Below are 13,363 nucleotides of genomic sequence, written 5' to 3' on the forward strand. Positions count from 1 at the left end.
TTGACGGTGCGTGCGGTGGCGCCAACTCCGATCACGGCGATGACGATTGCGCTGATAGCGGTGATGATCATTGCTGGCCTCCTTCAAAGGCTTGGTGGACTTCGTACTCTCAGTATGATCCTCCAAACCATCAAGCACAATCTAACAAAACTACACCTAACATGTAGTCTGGCTACATGGACGTCAAAAGGCTTGAGCTCCTGCGTGAATTGGCCGAGAGGGGCACTGTCGGTGCCGTTGCCGACGTGACAGGAGTCACTCCGTCGGCGGTCTCGCAACAGCTGAAAGTGCTGGAGAAGGAGGCAGGAGTGGCCCTCCTCGAGCCATCCGGCCGAGGGGTTGCGCTGACCGCCGCTGGGCGAGCACTCGCTCAGACGGCCACCGACATCGCGGTCGCGATCGCCAAGGCAGAGTCTGAGTGGCGCGAGTTCATGGAGCAGCCGGCTGGCGACGTCACCCTCACGACGTTCGCCAGTGGCGGCGAGATGCTCTTGCCGGGTTTGTTGACCCGTCTTGCTGACGAGCCACACATCAACCTCATCTGCACTGATCAGGACGTGACGAAGTTCGACTTCGCCGATCTGACGCCGGACTACGACATCGTGATCGCCGATTCGCCCACGACGTCGGCGAGCTGGCACGAGCGGGGTCTGCAGGTCATTCCCCTGATGAGCGAACCGCTCGACGTGGCGTTGCCGGAGGATCACCGGCTGGCTACCAAGGCGAGCTTGTCGCCCAAGGACGTCGTGGGCGAGACGTGGATCGGAGTTCCGCACGATTTCCCGTTCGACCGGGTGCTGAGCCAGGTGGTCGCCTCCACCGGCGAACCCGTACGCATCGCCCAGCGGCTAGCAGACAACGGCATCGTCGAGTCGATGGTGGCCGCTGGTCACGGCATAGCGATCCTGCCCCGGTTCACGACTCGAGAGCACGGGAATGGTCTGGTCACGCGGCCGCTTGTCGGTATCCGGGCCAAGCGCGAGATCTCTGCCTTGCTCCGACCGGACCGGTTCGAGCGGCCGTCAGTACGTTTCGTGGTCCAGGCGCTGCGCGACGAAGCCAGAGCTGTCTCGGACGCCCACCACGCGGTCTAGAGCGCCTTGGTCATGTAGACGCTCCACGGATCTTCGGCGTAGTCGGCGAACGGGCCGCAGACCTCGAAGCCGTGGCGTGCGTACAGGCGAAGGGCGGGCTGGAATGGTTCGTTGCTGCCCGTCTCTAGGCTCACCCGTGAGTAGCCGCGACGCTTCGCCTCACCAAGGAGGTGCTCGAGCACGAGTCCACCGATGCCCTGGCCCTTCACCTCGTCGATCGTGCGCATCGACTTGACCTCGCCGTGCGTCGCGTCGATCTCCTTGAGCGCGCCGCATCCGACAACGCGATCGTCTGACCACACGGACCAGAACGTGACGTCGGGCTCGCGAAGCCGGTCGACCGGCATGGCGTGCACGCTGCAGGCGGGCGAGTGCAGCGAAAGGTCAGCGAGGTGCTCTTCAAGCAACGCTCGCACGTCGGGACCGGTCAGGTCGTCCTCGCGGATCGTGAACTCCATCAGGCCTGCTTCACGTCCGAGCCGTCGAGGCGAGGGTCGATGACGATCTTGGCGTGGGTCTCCGGATCGCCGAGAGCGGTGAATGCGTTGGCGACGCCATCCAGTCCGACCCGTCCGGTCAACATTGCCGACGGGTCGAGTTTTCCCTCCGCCAGCGCGTGCAGCGTGTCCCTGAACTCCAGCGGCGTGTAGCCGATGACGAAGCGCAGGTCGATCTCCTTGTTGATTGCCATCGATGGGCGGATCTGGTCGCCGCCCATGCAGACGCCGACCACGACAATGCGCGAGAACATCGGCGCGCCCGCCATGATGCTGTCGATCATCCCGGGATTGCCAACGCACTCGAAGATGACCGGTGCCTTGGGGTTGGTCGCGCCGATCTTGTCGGCAGCACGCCAGGCGTGCCACCAGCCGACCGGCAGCTTGGACATCTGGTCGATCGCATCCATGGCCGCGCCCAGGGTGTCCGGCACGGTGGTGAAGTGCTTGTGGTCCTTGGCAGTCGCGAACGGTGAACCCTCCGTCGGATCAACGACGCTGGTCGCTCCGACCTTGGAGGCGAGCGCCCGGCGTCCGGGTGACGGGTCGCTGGCGATGATCGTACGTACGCCGCGGGACTTCAGGATGGTGATGACGGCGAGACCGACTGGACCGCAGCCCACCACGACGGCGACGTCCTTCTTGGACACTTCTCCGCGAGCGACGGCGTGCCAGCCGACTGCCATCGGCTCGGTCAGCACTGCGACATCGGGGGACAGGCCGTTGGGGACCTTGAGCGTGAGGTTCTCCTGGGTGAGCAGGTGCTCGGCGTACGCGCCGGGTGCCTTCGCAGACAGTCCGAGAGTGTCGACGCTGCCGGGGTTGCGCAGCAGCGGAAGGGAGACGACCGGCGTACCGACTGCCAGCTTCTTGCGACTGCCGGGTCCATGCTCGGCGATCACGCCGTAGAGCTCATGGCCGAACACGATGTTCTGGTCTGACCGCATGAAGTCGTCGTACCCGGACTCGACCATCACCTTGCCGAGCTCGTCGCCGTGGACGCGAGCGTGGAGGTCGGATCCGCAGATGCCGCAGCGTTGAACCTCAACGAGCAGCTGCCCCTTGGCGGGTACAGGGGTGTCGATGTCGGCAACCGAGAGGTTGCCCTGATGACAGATGACAGCGCGCATGTCGACCATTCAAGCGGAGTCGAGTCCCTCGTACGGCCGCATGGGTTAGTTTTCTCTCGTGCTTCTCTCAGACCGCGACATCCTGGCCGAGATCGACGCTGGGCGCATTGCCCTCGACCCCTTCGACCCGGGGATGATCCAGCCGTCGAGCATTGACGTGCGTCTCGACAAGTTCTTCCGCGTCTTCGACAACCACAAGTACCCGCACATTGATCCAGCCGTCGATCAAAGCGACCTGACGCGCGAAGTCGAGGTGGGCACCGACGAGGCGTTCATCCTGCATCCGGGCGAGTTCGTGCTCGGGTCCACCTACGAGCTGGTCACGCTCCCTGATGACATCGCCGCGCGGCTCGAGGGGAAGTCGTCCCTGGGCCGCCTCGGCCTGATGACCCACTCGACGGCGGGCTTCATTGACCCCGGATTCTCGGGTCACGTGACCCTTGAGCTCGCGAACGTGGCGACGCTGCCCATCAAGCTCTACCCCGGCATGAAGATCGGCCAGGTCTGCTACTTCCGGCTGACGTCGCCGGCGGAGAACCCGTACGGATCGGCGAAGTACGGTTCGCGCTACCAAGGCCAGCGCGGCCCGACGGCCTCGCGCTCGCACGCGAACTTCCACCGCACCGAGATCTAATGTCGCTGCCGCTCGACATCTCACCTGCAGTTCAAGCTGCTCTCGATGCTGGCCAACCCGTCGTTGCGCTTGAGTCGACGATCATCTCCCACGGTCTACCGCGCCCGGACAATCTCGAGGCGGCGCGGACGTTCGAGGCGATCCTCACGGGCATGGGTGTCGCGCCAGCGACGATCGCCGTGCTCGACGGTCGACTCAAGGCGGGGCTGACCGACGAAGAGCTCGAACGCATCGCATCAGAGGACATCCCCAAGCTCAGTGTGCGCGATCTGCCGATCGCCCTCGCCCGGAAGGGAAGCGGGGCGACAACTGTCGCTGCGACCTCATACATCGCGAACCTTGCTGGCATCCGCGTCTTCGCGACAGGCGGTCTCGGCGGCGTGCACCGTGGCGCATCCGAGACGTTCGACGAGTCAGCCGACCTGACGGTGCTCTCGGAGGTGCCGATCACCGTCGTCTCTGCAGGTGTGAAATCGATCCTCGACATACCCGCGACCCTCGAGCGGCTCGAGTCCCTGAGCGTGATCGTGCTCGGATATGGCACGGACAGGTTTCCAAGCTTCTGGCTCACCGACTCCGGCGAGCGACTCGACTGGTCAGTGGCCGACGCAACCGGTGTCGCTGAGGTGATGGCATCGCGCGATGCGCTGGGCCAGAGCGCTGCGATCCTCGTCGCCAACCCGCTCCCCGAGTCTGAACAGCTCGACCCGGACGTGCACGACAAGGCGCTCACCGAAGCACTGCGCCTCGCCGACGAGCAAGGACTCTCCGGCAAGGAGGTCACCCCGTTCCTGCTCCTGACGATCGTGGAGCTGACCGGCGGCAAGAGCCTTGCCGTCAACCTCAAGATCGCCGAGAACAACATCCGTGTTGCCGGAGAGATCGCACTGTCCTGGGTGTTGCGATGATCCTCGTCGTCGGTGACGTGGTCGACGACATCGGCGTACGACCCCTCGGCACGATCAACGCCGCCAGTGACACCGAGTCCGAGATCCGTATGACGCCCGGCGGATCCGCGGCGAACGTGGCTGCCTGGCTCGGTCATCTTGGCTCGTACGCGCGCTTCGTGGGCAAGGCCGGTGCCGACGGTGTCGTCCGCCATGTCGACGCGCTCTCCGCCCACGGCGTTGATGCGCGCATCGCCGCGGACAGCGAGCTGCCGACGGCGACGATCGTTCTCACCCTCGACGCAGCTGCGGATCGCACGATGTATGTCGACCGGGCCGCCAACACGACGTTGAAGGCGACCGATCTGCCCACCGACATCTGGAACGAGATCGAGTGGCTGCACTTGACGGGCTACTCGTTCTTCGATGCCGGGGTGCGTCCGATCGTCGTCGAACTGATGGCGGAGGCGCGTCGCCGCAGCATCGGCATCAGCGTCGATCCGAGCTCGCTGGGATTCCTCCACGTCGCCGGTCGTGATGAGTTCCTGTCCTGGGTCGTGGACGCCGATCTGTTGTTCCCCAACGACGACGAGCAACGGTTCCTTCAGCTGGAGAGCAATGCTGTCGTCACGCGAGGGTCGGACGGTGCAACGTTCGGCGACCATTCGGTCGCGGCATCACCGACCGACGTCGTCGACACGACGGGCGCAGGCGATGCGTTCTGCGCCGGATTCCTCAGTGTGTGGACCAAGCGCCGGGAAGCCGACGAGGCTTTGGCGGCCGGCGCAAAGGCTGCCGCCGAGTGCGTGGCCGTACGCGGAGCCCGACCCGTCAGAGCTCGCTGAGCCGCGGCGGGTCGGCGCCCGGCCGAGAGCAGGTGATCGCCGCCGCCGCGACTGAGAACTCTGCGAGATCGGTGAGCTCGGTGTCGTCGAGCTGATCGCCAGCCGGCCACGAGTACGCAGCGCACCACGAGAGCATGGCCGCCATGAACGAGTCGCCGGCACCAATGGTGTCGACGACGGCGACTGAGGGAGCGTCGGCCCCGCCAACCTCGCGACCGCCCGCGACGACTGCCCCGGCTCCGCCGAGCGTGATCGCGACTAGCTTGCCCTCGCCGGCGAGCCGCCTCGCGAGGTCCTCGGGCGCCTCCTCCGGGAACAGCACAGCCGCGTCTTCATCGCTCATCTTCACGATCCGCGCGTAGGGGATGACCGTCTCGAACACCTCGCGCCAGAACGCCGGGTCAGGCTCGACCGCCAGACGGACGTTGGGGTCGTACGACACCGCGAGCCCCATCGCATCCGCCGTGGCGATGAGCTCGGCGACGCGATGGGCTCCCGGCATCAGCGCGGCTCCGAGCGAACCGATGTGCACGGCCTCGAACACGGCCGGATCGGGCATGGCCTCCGGATCCCACGTCAGGTCGAACTCGTACGACGCACTGCCGTCCTCGGCGATCGTCGCAGTGGCGGAGGACGTTCGCTCCAGCACTGGATCGAGCAGCGCGAGGTTGGCGCCGGACTCGGCCAGGTGACGCTGCAGGATCGTGCCGTGGGAGTCATTGCCGATCTGCGTCGCCAGCACGGTCGGGCACTCGAGTCGGGAGAGGCCGACGGCGACGTTGAACGGCGATCCTCCGGGATGCGGGTAGCCGTCGACGATGTCGACGAGTGCCTCGCCGATGACCAGAATCGTCATCCGGCCAGCCGCTCAATCGTCTTTGCCGGGCACGGGGCCAGCGGCAGGCTGGGCAGTGTTACGGCATTGAAGGCGTGATAGGCGTCGGGCTTGCCCTGCCACGTACGGGACGACGGCCCCATCGTCGGCGAGAGCTCATGCACCCAGCCCTGCTCGGTGACGAAGTGCTCGTCGATCTCAGACCACCAGCGCGCCGCCAACCCTTCGTAGAGTGCATCGTCGGTGTAGTTGTGGAGCGCCTCGGCGGCAAGGACTGCCTCGGCGATGACCCAGTGGAAGCGTTCTTCGACGACTGGCGAGCCGTGCCAGTCCGTCGTGTAGGGGATGCCGGGCGCGTCGTCGTCGACGGCATCGGCCACTGCCTGCTCGAACAACCCTTCCGCTGCCTCCTGCATCCATGGCCGGGGTTCGTCGAGGCTGGCAGCAAGCTGAATGATCAGTCGAGCCCATTCGAATGCATGGCCTGGCGTCGCGCCGAACGGGCGGAATGGGTCCGATGGCTTCTCGACGTTGTAGTTGGCCATCGGCGTCCAGTCGTGGTCGTAGTGCTCAGGTATGCGCCAATGGTGCCCGCGCGCATGGATGCCGATCACCCGCTCGCAGATCGCCAGCGCCCGCTGCCGCCACGCATCCTCGCCCGTGGCGTCTGCGGCGAAGAGGTAGGCCTCGACGCTGTGCATGTTGCTGTTGGCTCCGCGATAGCCATCGAGCTCGGTCCAGTCCTCGTTCCACTCCTCGCGGCATCGCCCGGCATCTGCGTCCCAGAATCTCGTACGGTGCACCAGCGTCGCCTCGTCGAGCAGCGCGTCTGCGCCTTCGGCGCCGGCAGCCGACGCCGCGCACGCTGACAGCAGCACGAACGCGTGCTCGTAGCAGAACTTGGCGGTCTGCGCCGGAGCGCCGGTCGCATCGATCTCGGAGTACCAGCCGCCGTTCACGTCGTCGTGAAATGCCGCAAGTGCCCGAACGCCGTGCTCCGCGAGCTCCAGGTTCTCCCCGGTCCCAGAGCCCGTCGAAGGGCCTCCGGCGAGGTGGGCGAGCGAGAAGACGTAAGTCATGCGGGCCGTGATCCAGAGCTGCAGATTGGCGTCTGCGTCGAGGCCGCCATCGTTGTCGAGCCAGCCGAAGCCTCCACCGTCGATCTTCGATCGTCGGGCGAACGAGAGAATCGCCCGGCGCTGCTCGTCACGCCATTGCTCACTGCCGGGGACCATGTCACCAACCTACCCACCCAGTAGGGGTGCGTTCAGGGTCGATCAGGGGCGCTCACCGATGTTCTCTCGCGCTCGATCCGACGACGCTGGACGCATGACTCCAACCCGAATCAGCACCGTAGACAACGCCGGGCGGCGATCAGCATGATCCGCGCCCAGGGACTCACCAAGACTTATGGCGACAAGGTTGCCGTCAACGGCATCGACTTCACCGTCGAGCCCGGCCGCGTCACCGGCTTCCTCGGCCCGAACGGTGCAGGCAAGTCCACGACGATGCGGATGATCCTCGGCCTCGATGCGCCGACCAGCGGCACCGTTTCGGTCAACGGCCACCGCTACACAGCCTCACCCGCTCCGCTGCGTGAGATCGGCGCGCTGCTCGAAGCGCACGCGATCCACCCCGGCCGCTCAGCGCGAGACCACCTCCGTTGGCTGGCTGCGAGCAACGGCATCCCGACGACCCGCGTCGGGGAAGTGCTCGAGCTCGTCGGCCTCGACTCGGTGGCTGGTCAGCGCGCCGGCCGCTTCTCGCTCGGTATGGGCCAGCGCCTTGGCATCGCGGCTGCGCTGATCGGCGATCCGCCGGTGGTCGTGCTCGACGAGCCGGTCAACGGCCTGGACCCTGAGGGCATCCGCTGGGTGCGGTCACTCGCCCGGGAGCTCGCCGACGAAGGACGCACGGTCTTCATCTCGAGCCACCTGATGTCGGAGATGGCGCTCATGGCCGACCACCTGATCGTCATCGGCCGCGGCTCGATCCTCGCCGACTGCTCGATGCACGAGTTCATGGCAGAGCATGCGGCGTCGTATGTACGCGTCAAGGCACCCAAGCTGCCCGACGTCGCGACTCTGCTCACGACCAAGGGACTCGAAGTCACCCACACCGACGATGAGCTGCGCGTACAGGGGCTCGACGCCCCCGCGATCGGCGAGCTCATCGGCACCAACGGCCTGCTCCTTCACGAGCTCTCCGTCGTACGGTCCTCACTCGAGGACGCATTCATGACGCTGACGGCCGACAGCGTGGAGTACCACGCGAAGGCCGCCGAAGAGATCAAGGCAGGTTCGCGATGAACACCAACACTCTTCAGGCGGTGACCGCCCAGGAGGTCGAACCGGCAGGCTTTGGCAAGACGTTGAGGGCCGAGTGGATCAAGCTCTGGTCCGTGCGCTCGACCTGGTGGACACTTCTGACCCTCGTGGTGATCGGTGTCGCGGGAACTACGCTGATCTGTTGGGGCAATGCCGACTGGCTCGCCAGCGCGGATGCTGACGAGTCGCCTGGCTCGTTCCTCACCTGGGGAATGATGATCGCCCAGATCTGCGCCGTGATCATCGGCGTGCTGGCGGTGACCTCGGAGTACGGCACGGGCATGATCCGTACGACGTTGGCCGCTGTGCCAGCTCGCGGTCGCGTGCTCGCGGCCAAGGGCATCATCATCTCGTCCGTCCTCATGGTGGTCGGCACGCTGACCGCGCTCGGGGGCTACTTCGGGGGTAACTACTTCCTCGATCGCGAGGGAATCGGCATGGCGCTCGAAGGTGATGTCGCTCGCGCGATGTACGGCAGCGGGCTGTTCCTCGCCGGCCTGGCTCTGTTCTCGTTGGCGATCGGCTTCCTGGTCCGGCACACGGCAGCGGCGATCTCGATCGTCCTGGGCCTGGTGTTCGTCGTCGGCAACATGGCGCTGCTGATCCCTGGCTCGTTCGGCGACTGGGTGGTCAAGCTGATGCCCGGCAACGCGGGCGGATCGCTGGCGACACCGGTCTCGTTCAACCCGGACCTGCTTGATGCGTGGGCAGGCTTCGGAGTATTCGCGGCCGAGACGGCTGCACTGCTCGGTCTCGCCTGGTTCCTGCTCCGCAGGAGGGATGCCTGAACTGAGTACGACGAAGGGCCCGGTCTCTGGTGAGACCGGGCCGTTTCGTCGTGGGGACTACTTGACGATCGGCAGCGTGAGCACCTGCCCCGTCGTGCCGGTCGTGATCGTCACGGGGTTGGGGATCAGACCACCGCGGTAGTTGGTCGAGCCGCCGGCCACGATGAGCTTGAGTGTGTGGCCCTTGGCGAACTGGTGCACGATTCCGGGCAGCGTGACCGTGAACGGCTTCGATACGTCGGGCACTCGTACAGGTGCGACCAGGTTGCGGATGATCGTGGCCTTGCCGGTTGCGTCGACATCAGCGATCTTGACGAACAGGACCAGCGAGCCGTAGGTGCCAGCGGTCTGGGTGGCCTGGGCCAGGGCGGCGTTGACCTTGATCGTGAGCTTGGGCTGGCCAACCACGTTGGTGGCGTTCGTCAGCGTCGGAGTCGACCATGAGGCGGAGGTGCCCGGGAGGTCGATCTCGGGCAGCGGGAGGGCAGTGACATCAGTGGGATCTGTCGAGGTGGGGAGCCCTGCCGGCGGGGTGAGGAACGACTGTGTCCCGCTCGCGATACCCGTGCTCGAGGTTGTGAGCTTGGTGCCGGAGAGGTAGTACTTCGTCGCTGTGCCGACGGGGTACGACGTCGCGGTTCCGTACGCCGGGGTCGCGATACCGGTGTACTTGACCCAGTTGCGGAAGTACGAGAACTCCGGACCCGTGCTGACCGACGAACCCTTGAGGTAGTGATCGAACCAGTTGGCGACGCTCTTGGAGAGGTGCTCTGAGGCCGGATTGGGATTGCCGATGGTGAGCTCGCCCGGTGCAGAAGGACCGGAGTGGCCGCCGTTGTACCAAATCATCTTGGTTGGCGTGCCCTGCTTCTGAAGTGCTTGGTAGTTGGCGACTCCCTCGTTGATGTTGAAGAGGGTGTCGCTCAGGCCCTGGATGATCAGCGTCGGGATCTTGATCTTCTTGAAGTAGCTCGACACCGAGGCGTGACGCAGGTTCGCGGTGGTGCTGGCGTCAACCGTGCCGAGCACGCCTGCGGTCGCGACAGCCGGGCAGACGAACGTCGCGTAGTTCGGGCAGGGAATCAATCGTGAAGGATCAACCTGGGCGTTCTGCAGGCCGTTGACGATTCCGAGCCCGGTGAAGCCGAGGGCCCAGATCAGCTTGGCTGCGCCGGGTGTTGAGGTCTGGACTCCCGAGATCTGCGAGGTGTTGTTGGGCGACAGTGAGTACGAGAGGTCGCTCCACGTGATGATCGGGATGATCGTGTCGATGCGAGGGTCGACGCTGGCGGCGGCGAACTGGATCTGGCCACCGTACGAACCGCCCACCATGCCGACGCGTGGATCGTTGGCGACCTTCACTCCAAGGTGGTTCGTCGCGTCAAGCCGCACGACGCCCAACTTCTTCGCGGGTGTGGTGTGGGCAGCGTCGGTGAACGCGATGCCAGTCTTGCCACCGAGGTAGCTGACGAGCTGACTTGCGGCCTTGCCGTCCCAGTCAGGGTCATCCAGGGTGATCTTGCAGCCCGAGCCGCCGAATCCCAGGCCTGAGTAGGACAGCACCGCGTATCCGCGCGACGCAAAGGTCTTGCCGAGGCCCGCTTGGTCGCTCTTGGAGCCGCCGAAGCCGTTGGTCGTCAAGATCGCCGGGACTTTCTTGGTGCTGCTGGCGCTCTTCGGGAGGTAGAGGTCGCCGACAATGCTGCACGGCACGTCGTTGGCCGGGCCGACCAAGACCTTGAAGTGCAGCGCCTGCACCGTGTAGACCGGGTCAGCGGCCTGGGCCGGCTGGACGAGGGCTGTTGCGGCGAGGCCAACTCCGAGGAGGGCCAGAAGGTACGAGCGAGCTGAACGCATGGTGCTCCTTGGCTGACAAGTGGGACATATGTCCTACTTCGAAGTAACAACGACGCAAATGTCGCGCAGGTCACGATTTTCGGCAGCGGAGTGCGTCAGTGGTGAAGTCTGCGGGAGATTTCCGCTGCGGTTGCGGCCACTGGCTCGGCAAGACCGTCGGCGGGAGTGCGCGCCTCCCAGGTGACAGCAACCGCGGCGTGGATCGTCCCCGCCGTGATGGGTGCGGCGATCGACGCAAAGCCAGCGGTCACTTCGCCGTCCTCGGTGGCGAACCCACGCTGGCGCGTCGCGGAGAGCAGCCGCCGAAGCTCGCTCAAGCTGCTGGGACCGGTACCCGTGCGTGAGGTGAAGGAAGCCTTGTCGGGGTAGAGCGCGCGTACCTGTGCGGCCGGCAAAGACGCCAGGATCGCGCGACCTGAAGCAGTGAGGTGAGCGGGAAGTCGTACGCCGACGTCGGTCACCAGCGGTGGCCTCCCGGGCGCCCGCTCCTCGATGACGTAGAGCACATCGGCGCCTTGGAGGACGACCAGGTGGGCGGACTGGCCGACCTGATCGACGAGTCGCGCCAACGGGAGGCGGGCCAGTCGAGCGAGTGGCTCCTGCCGGGCAAAGCCGTGGCCGACTTCCCATGCAGCGATGCCGAGGCCCCAGGTTCGGTCGTCGGGATAGTGGATGACGAATCCTTCGTCGGTCATCGCACTGAGCAGGTGATAGGTCGACGATCGCGGTTGGTCGACGGCCGCGGCGATGCGGGCGGCCGATACGGGGACGGGCTGCGAGGACAGGAACCGGAGCACGCGCAGGGTTGTTGTCGCTGCGGGAACCGGTCTGGTCATGCTCACAGTGTCTCGTATCCGAGACGGGTTTGTCGCGCAGCCCATAGCGCCGAAGTGCACTCGTGGAGTCCTATGGAGCATGGCCAACGATGTATATGAGCACTGTGTGGTGGGAGTCGGCGCCGTGTCGCCGGAAGATGTCGTACGTGTGGCGCGCGAGGGCACGCTCGTCGAGCTGAGCGCCGAAGCGCGCCAGGCAATCGCGAGGTCGCGGGCGGTCATCGAGGAGATGGCTGCATCGGACGCGCCGGTCTATGGCGTCTCGACTGGGTTCGGCGCGCTGGCCACGCGGCACATTGAGCCCGAGCTGCGGACGCAGCTGCAGAAGAGCCTGATCCGTTCGCACGCGGCTGGCACCGGACCGCGCGTCGAGAACGAGGTTGTCCGCGCACTCATGCTGCTGCGCCTGTCGACGTTGGCCTCGGGTCACACCGGCGTGCGCGTCGAGACAGCCGAGGCGTATGCGTCGATGCTCAATGCCGGTCTGACACCACTCGTCCACGAGTACGGCAGCCTCGGCTGCTCAGGCGACCTGGCTCCGCTGGCGCATTGTGCGCTCGCGGTGATGGGGGAGGGTCAGGTCGAGGATCACGGAGTCGTCCGTCCCGCGGGTGAGGCGCTGGCGTCCTACGGTCTCGCCCCGATCGAGCTCGCGGAGAAGGAAGGGCTCGCACTGATCAACGGCACCGACGGCATGCTCGGGATGTTGGTGCTGGCGCTGCACGATCTACGCCAGCTGCTCGACACCGCTGACCTCGCTGCTGCCATGAGCATTGAAGGGCTGATGGGTACGGATCGCGTGCTCGCCGCCGACCTGCAGGCTCTACGTCCGCACCCGGGGCAGGCCGAGTCGGCCGCCCACATGGCTTCGCTGCTCGCCGGGTCGCCGATCGTCGCGAGCCATCGCGTCGGCGATGGACGCGTGCAGGATGCGTACTCGCTGCGTTGTGCGCCGCAGGTGCACGGTGCCGCGCGCGACACCCTCGAACATGCCGCGACGGTTGCGGGCCGCGAGCTCGCATCGGCGATCGACAACCCGTCAGTTCTCGACGACGGACGCATCGAGTCGCACGGCAACTTCCACGGTGCGCCGCTCGCGTACGTGCTCGACTTCCTCGCGATCCCGGTCGCCGATGTCGCCAGCATGAGCGAACGTCGTACCGACCGCTTCCTCGATGCGTCGCGCAACCAGGGACTGCCGCCGTTTCTCGCCGACGATCCCGGCGTCGACTCGGGTCATATGATCGCGCAGTACACGCAGGCGGCGATGGTCTCGGAGCTCAAGCGGCTGGCGGCACCGGCAAGCGTCGACTCGATCCCGTCGAGCGCGATGCAGGAGGACCACGTGTCGATGGGCTGGTCGGCGGCACGCAAGCTACGTACGTCCGTCGATCTGCTCACCCGCGTGCTCGCGATCGAGATCTACACCGCTGCTCGCGGTATCGACCTGCGAGCGCCACTCAAGCCCGGCCCGGCGACCGGCGCCGTCATCGCGCTCTTGCGTACGCGGGTCGACGGTCCCGGCCCTGACCGTTTCCTCGCCCCTGACATCGAGGCCGCCACCGAGCTCGTACGCTCTGGCGCCCTCCTCGCAGCAGCCCACCTCTCAACCCATGGACAAGGGGAGATCTGA

13 protein-coding genes are annotated in these 13,363 nt (G+C 65.9%); 7 read left to right on the top strand and 6 right to left on the bottom strand.

Translation table 11 applies throughout. From position 1 onward, the window contains the following. The first annotated feature begins 176 nt into the window (after positions 1–176). Positions 177–1,094, top strand: a complete 918-nt coding sequence (locus tag V6M39_RS14445) for a LysR family transcriptional regulator (RefSeq protein ID WP_332644510.1) — start codon at positions 177–179, stop codon at positions 1,092–1,094. On the opposite strand, the gene V6M39_RS14450 is transcribed toward V6M39_RS14445, so the two are convergent. Continuing rightward, positions 1,091–1,552: a GNAT family N-acetyltransferase gene (locus V6M39_RS14450; protein ID WP_332644511.1), complete on the bottom strand. Its 462-nt coding sequence runs from the start codon at positions 1,550–1,552 to the stop codon at positions 1,091–1,093. The genes V6M39_RS14445 and V6M39_RS14450 overlap by 4 nt on opposite strands. After that, positions 1,552–2,721 carry a zinc-binding dehydrogenase gene (locus tag V6M39_RS14455; RefSeq protein WP_332644512.1) on the bottom strand — a complete coding sequence of 390 codons (1,170 nt, stop codon included), beginning with the start codon at positions 2,719–2,721 and terminating at the stop codon, positions 1,552–1,554. The genes V6M39_RS14450 and V6M39_RS14455 overlap by 1 nt, the downstream gene beginning before the upstream one ends. 58 nt (positions 2,722–2,779) lie before the next feature. Between V6M39_RS14455 and dcd the strand changes: the two genes are divergently transcribed. The 3 genes from dcd to V6M39_RS14470 are packed head-to-tail and all read left to right on the top strand — an operon-like array spanning position 2,780 to position 5,087. Beyond that, complete coding sequence (gene dcd, locus V6M39_RS14460; RefSeq protein ID WP_309965242.1) at positions 2,780–3,355, top strand: dCTP deaminase; 576 nt, start codon at positions 2,780–2,782, stop codon at positions 3,353–3,355. Beyond that, complete coding sequence (locus V6M39_RS14465; RefSeq protein ID WP_332644513.1) at positions 3,355–4,263, top strand: pseudouridine-5'-phosphate glycosidase; 909 nt, start codon at positions 3,355–3,357, stop codon at positions 4,261–4,263. The genes dcd and V6M39_RS14465 overlap by 1 nt, the downstream gene beginning before the upstream one ends. After that, the gene (locus tag V6M39_RS14470) at positions 4,260–5,087 is read left to right on the top strand and encodes a carbohydrate kinase family protein (protein ID WP_332644514.1); all 828 of its coding nucleotides are present in this window, start codon (positions 4,260–4,262) and stop codon (positions 5,085–5,087) included. Before V6M39_RS14465 ends, V6M39_RS14470 begins: the two co-directional genes overlap by 4 nt. On the opposite strand, the gene V6M39_RS14475 is transcribed toward V6M39_RS14470, so the two are convergent. Both V6M39_RS14475 and V6M39_RS14480 read right to left on the bottom strand, forming a co-directional pair. Continuing rightward, positions 5,074–5,943, bottom strand: a complete 870-nt coding sequence (locus V6M39_RS14475; RefSeq protein WP_332644515.1) for a carbohydrate kinase family protein — start codon at positions 5,941–5,943, stop codon at positions 5,074–5,076. The two genes, V6M39_RS14470 and V6M39_RS14475, sit on opposite strands and share 14 nt — an antisense overlap. Beyond that, positions 5,940–7,157, bottom strand: a complete 1,218-nt coding sequence (locus tag V6M39_RS14480) for an AGE family epimerase/isomerase (protein ID WP_332644516.1) — start codon at positions 7,155–7,157, stop codon at positions 5,940–5,942. Before V6M39_RS14480 ends, V6M39_RS14475 begins: the two co-directional genes overlap by 4 nt. A gap of 144 nt (positions 7,158–7,301) precedes the next feature. On the opposite strand from V6M39_RS14480, the gene V6M39_RS14485 reads away from it, so the two are divergent. Together V6M39_RS14485 and V6M39_RS14490 are read left to right on the top strand one after the other, a co-directional pair. Continuing rightward, the gene (locus tag V6M39_RS14485) at positions 7,302–8,231 is read left to right on the top strand and encodes an ABC transporter ATP-binding protein (protein ID WP_332644517.1); all 930 of its coding nucleotides are present in this window, start codon (positions 7,302–7,304) and stop codon (positions 8,229–8,231) included. Next, positions 8,228–9,037 carry an ABC transporter permease gene (locus V6M39_RS14490; RefSeq protein ID WP_332644518.1) on the top strand — a complete coding sequence of 270 codons (810 nt, stop codon included), beginning with the start codon at positions 8,228–8,230 and terminating at the stop codon, positions 9,035–9,037. Before V6M39_RS14485 ends, V6M39_RS14490 begins: the two co-directional genes overlap by 4 nt. Positions 9,038–9,094: 57 nt before the next feature. Here V6M39_RS14490 and V6M39_RS14495 read toward each other — a convergent pair whose 3' ends face one another. Continuing rightward, complete coding sequence (locus V6M39_RS14495; protein WP_332644519.1) at positions 9,095–10,894, bottom strand: CocE/NonD family hydrolase; 1,800 nt, start codon at positions 10,892–10,894, stop codon at positions 9,095–9,097. A gap of 95 nt (positions 10,895–10,989) precedes the next feature. Beyond that, on the bottom strand, positions 10,990–11,730 hold the full coding sequence (locus tag V6M39_RS14500; protein WP_332644520.1) for an IclR family transcriptional regulator: 741 nt from the start codon (positions 11,728–11,730) through the stop codon (positions 10,990–10,992). A 79-nt stretch (positions 11,731–11,809) separates the two neighbouring features. Between V6M39_RS14500 and hutH the strand changes: the two genes are divergently transcribed. Then, complete coding sequence (gene hutH, locus V6M39_RS14505; protein ID WP_332644521.1) at positions 11,810–13,363, top strand: histidine ammonia-lyase; 1,554 nt, start codon at positions 11,810–11,812, stop codon at positions 13,361–13,363.

The organism is Aeromicrobium sp., assembly GCF_036675695.1.
GTDB lineage: Bacteria > Actinomycetota > Actinomycetes > Propionibacteriales > Nocardioidaceae > Aeromicrobium.

Coding starts and splice junctions, on each gene's coding strand:
- V6M39_RS14480 (WP_332644516.1), bottom strand. CDS start 7,157: ATGGTCCCCGGCAGTGAGCAATGGCGTGACGAGCAGCGCCGGGCGATT.
- V6M39_RS14500 (WP_332644520.1), bottom strand. CDS start 11,730: ATGACCAGACCGGTTCCCGCAGCGACAACAACCCTGCGCGTGCTCCGG.
- V6M39_RS14485 (WP_332644517.1), top strand. CDS start 7,302: ATGATCCGCGCCCAGGGACTCACCAAGACTTATGGCGACAAGGTTGCC.
- hutH (WP_332644521.1), top strand. CDS start 11,810: ATGGCCAACGATGTATATGAGCACTGTGTGGTGGGAGTCGGCGCCGTG.
- V6M39_RS14445 (WP_332644510.1), top strand. CDS start 177: ATGGACGTCAAAAGGCTTGAGCTCCTGCGTGAATTGGCCGAGAGGGGC.
- V6M39_RS14490 (WP_332644518.1), top strand. CDS start 8,228: ATGAACACCAACACTCTTCAGGCGGTGACCGCCCAGGAGGTCGAACCG.
- V6M39_RS14475 (WP_332644515.1), bottom strand. CDS start 5,943: ATGACGATTCTGGTCATCGGCGAGGCACTCGTCGACATCGTCGACGGC.
- V6M39_RS14450 (WP_332644511.1), bottom strand. CDS start 1,552: ATGGAGTTCACGATCCGCGAGGACGACCTGACCGGTCCCGACGTGCGA.
- V6M39_RS14455 (WP_332644512.1), bottom strand. CDS start 2,721: ATGCGCGCTGTCATCTGTCATCAGGGCAACCTCTCGGTTGCCGACATC.
- V6M39_RS14465 (WP_332644513.1), top strand. CDS start 3,355: ATGTCGCTGCCGCTCGACATCTCACCTGCAGTTCAAGCTGCTCTCGAT.
- V6M39_RS14470 (WP_332644514.1), top strand. CDS start 4,260: ATGATCCTCGTCGTCGGTGACGTGGTCGACGACATCGGCGTACGACCC.
- V6M39_RS14495 (WP_332644519.1), bottom strand. CDS start 10,894: ATGCGTTCAGCTCGCTCGTACCTTCTGGCCCTCCTCGGAGTTGGCCTC.